Consider the following 3,067-nt stretch of genomic DNA (forward strand, 5'->3'; position numbering starts at 1 on the left):
CAGCCAGACCATCGCCCTGTTCGAATCGATCATGGCCGGCCGCACGCCCGAGGCGCTGGAGCTGTTCCGCACCCTCTACGGCTACGGCGCCGATCCGGTGCAGGTGACCAACGACCTGCTCGAACACTGCCACGCCGCCTCGGTGGCCAAGATGCTGGGGCCGCAGGCCACCCGCCTGCCCAATGACCAGGCCCAGAAGCTGACGGCCCTCGGCGCGGTCATCTCGGCCGGCACGCTCGCGCGCGTCTGGCAGATGCTGCTCAAGGCCCTCGACGAGGTCCGCCGCGCACCCAACCCCGCCGACGCCGTCGAAATGGCCATCGTCCGCCTCGCCTACGCCGCCGACCTGCCCGGCCCGGAAGAGGCGCTCAAGGCCCTGCGCGACGGCGAACCCATCGGCGGCGGCGGCGCTCCGCGCGGCCCTTCGGGTGGTGGAGGCGGCGGCGCCTCGGCCCAACTGGCCGCCCGCCCGGTCGCCGCGCCCGCCCTGCCCGACCCGCAATCGTTCGAACAGGTCGTCGCCCTGATCGGCGACAAGCGCGAGGTCGGCCTGCAGATGGACGTCCAGCGCTACGTCCGCCCCGTCGCCTTCAAGCCGGGCGCCATCACCTACGAAAGCATCGAGGGGGCCCCGATCGACCTGGCCCGCCGCCTCTCGTCACGCCTGAAGGAATGGACCGGCCGCACCTGGCTGATCGCCGCCAACGGCCAGGGCGGCGGCGAGACCATGATCGAGATCGACCGCCGCAAACGGGCGGAAGAGCGCGCGCAGATCGAGGCCGACCCGTTCATCGTCGCGGTGATGGAGGCCTTCCCGGGCGCGAAGATCGGCGAGATCAAGACGCTGGCGCCGCCGGTGGAGCTGCCGGTCATTCCGGATGAGGCGGCGGGGGACGAGGACTGAGGGCTGACGGCGGCGCAAGGACCGCTTTCGACCCTTTGCGGACATCTCCCGCGCTGGGCTTCTGCATCAGCCAGTGAGGCAGGCCTGTCAGGGCGCCATGCCCGCCTCAGTTGCGGGCTCTCTCTTTTCGCCTTCTGGTGTTAACGTCCTCGCCCAAGGGAGGAGGACGCCATGTGGCAAGCGAAGGTTCTGGTTCAGGCCGTTCTCGCCCGGCTTCCGGGCGGCGAGGCGATCAATCATCGGCTTCAGCGGATCAATGCCCGAAGGCGTGGGCCGGAGGTTCTGGCCAACCGGGTGACTGACATGGCCCGGGTGATGAACCGGCTGAAACAGCTCCATCCGATCAAGGGCGCGACCATAGTCGAGGTCGGGACCGGGTGGGACGCCCTGCCGACCTTGTGCCTGTCAGCCGAGGGGGCCGAGCGGGTCCATACCTACGATCACGTCCGGCACCTTCGCCTCGATATGGCGCAGACCGCCGCCGCCGTCGCTGCTCAGGCCCGCCCGGAATGGGGGGCCTTGTGGGCGGCGCGTGCGTCCAACGACCTCAAGTCCCTGCTGCGAACCGCGCGGGTCCAGTATTACGCGCCCGGCGACGCGTCGGAGACGGGCCTGAAGGATGGGTCGGTCGACATCTTCTTCTCATACGCCGTGCTGGAACACGTTCCCGAACAGGCGGCGTCCGCCATCATCACCGAGGCCCGGCGGGTGCTGAAACCGGACGGGGTGTTCTACGCCCTGATCGGCCTGCACGACCACTACCACAACTTCGACAGCCGGGTCAGCAAGGTCAACTTCCTGCGCTATCCCGAATGGCTGTGGTCGCCTCTGGTCAAGAACAGGATCAGCTACCACAACCGGCTCCGGGAGCGGGACTTCCTCGAAATGCTCAAGGCCCTCGGAGCCGAGATCGTGGACGTTCACTCGACCATCGACCCGGACGACCTGCAGCGGGTCCGGTCAATGAAGATCGACCGGCGCTTTCAGGGCTATTCCCCTGAGGATTTGGCGACGACCTGCACCGAGATCGTGTGCCGGTTCAACCCGCCAGGCGTCGGCCGGCCGGCGGCTTGCGCCTAAAGAATGACGGCCGCCTCCTCGAACCCCAGCCGCGGCGACCGCGGGAACAGGTTCTCGTCCGTGCCATAGCCGAGGTTGACGATGAAGTTCGGCTCCACCGTCGTGCCGGCGAAGAACGCGGCCTTCACACCCTCGGGATCGAACCCCGACATCGGTCCCACGTCCAACCCCAGCGCCCGCGCCGCCAGCAGGAAATAGCCGCCCTGCAGCGAGGCGTTCCGGAACGCCGTCTCGCGCCGTCCGGCCTCATCCGCGAACCAGTCCTTCGCCCCCGGCGCATGCGGGAACAGCTTCGGCAGCTGTTCGTGAAACTCGATGTCCTGACCAATGATCACATTGACCGGAGCCTGCAGGGTCTTCTCGCGATTGCCGTCCGACATCAGCGGCGCAAGCCGCGCCTTGGCCTCCGGAGAGGTCACGAACACGAAGCGCGCGGGCGTGGCGTTCACCGCCGTCGGGCCGAATTTCGTCAGCTCATACAGCTTGCGCAGCAGGTCTTCCGATACCGGCCGGTCGGACCAGGCGTTGCGCGTCCGCGCCTCGGTGAACAGCTGGGCCAGGGCGCTGTCGGACAGCGGGCGGTCGCGGACTGCGGAAGCGTCGAATGCCATGGGAAATCCTCCTGATCGGTATTAGCAACTGTGGCTAATACGAATTAGGAAGCCTGTCGGATCATTCAAGAACACATCCTGTTACCAATCGCGCCCGCGACCGTCCGCCGCGCCCTTGCGGCCCCGGGTCGAGGGGGCCTATCTAGGGCCCATGAAAGACCTCAACGCCCTCATGCAGCAGGCCCAGGCGATGCAGCAGAAGCTGCAGGACGCCCAGGCGAAAATGGCCGAAACCACCGCCTCCGGCAGCTCCGGCGGCGGTCTCGTGACCATCGACCTGAAGGGGCCCGGCGAGGTCACGCGCGTGACCATCGACGACAGCCTGATGGTCGCCGGCGAGACCGAGATTCTCGCCGACCTGATCGTCGCCGCCCACGCCGACGCCAAGCGCAAGCTGGACGAGGTGAACTCCGCCCTGATGCGCGAGGCCGCGGGCCCGATGGCCGGGATGAACATCCCCGGCATGCCCAAG

At 67.9% G+C, this 3,067-nt stretch carries 3 protein-coding genes and 1 pseudogene; 3 read left to right on the plus strand and 1 reads right to left on the minus strand.

Going from position 1 to position 3,067, the window contains the following annotated elements; translation table 11 throughout:
• Nucleotides 1–904, plus strand: a pseudogene (locus V6M45_RS00965) (DNA polymerase III subunit gamma/tau); the annotation flags it as partial.
• Nucleotides 905–1,075: 171 nt separating this feature from the next.
• Entirely contained in the window at nt 1,076–1,984 is a 909-nt protein-coding gene (locus V6M45_RS00970) for a methyltransferase domain-containing protein (protein WP_332653357.1), read from the plus strand.
• Here V6M45_RS00970 and V6M45_RS00975 read toward each other — a convergent pair.
• Nucleotides 1,981–2,595 carry a malonic semialdehyde reductase gene (locus tag V6M45_RS00975; RefSeq protein ID WP_332653359.1) on the minus strand — a complete coding sequence of 205 codons (615 nt, stop codon included), beginning with the start codon at nt 2,593–2,595 and terminating at the stop codon, nt 1,981–1,983. The two genes, V6M45_RS00970 and V6M45_RS00975, sit on opposite strands and share 4 nt — an antisense overlap.
• Before the next feature lie 151 nt (nt 2,596–2,746).
• Here V6M45_RS00975 and V6M45_RS00980 point away from each other — a divergent pair.
• Nucleotides 2,747–3,067: YbaB/EbfC family nucleoid-associated protein (locus V6M45_RS00980; protein WP_332653360.1), on the plus strand; the 321-nt coding region annotated here is incomplete at its 3' end.

Source organism: Brevundimonas sp. (assembly GCF_036676055.1).
In the GTDB taxonomy this organism is placed as follows: Bacteria; Pseudomonadota; Alphaproteobacteria; order Caulobacterales; family Caulobacteraceae; genus Brevundimonas.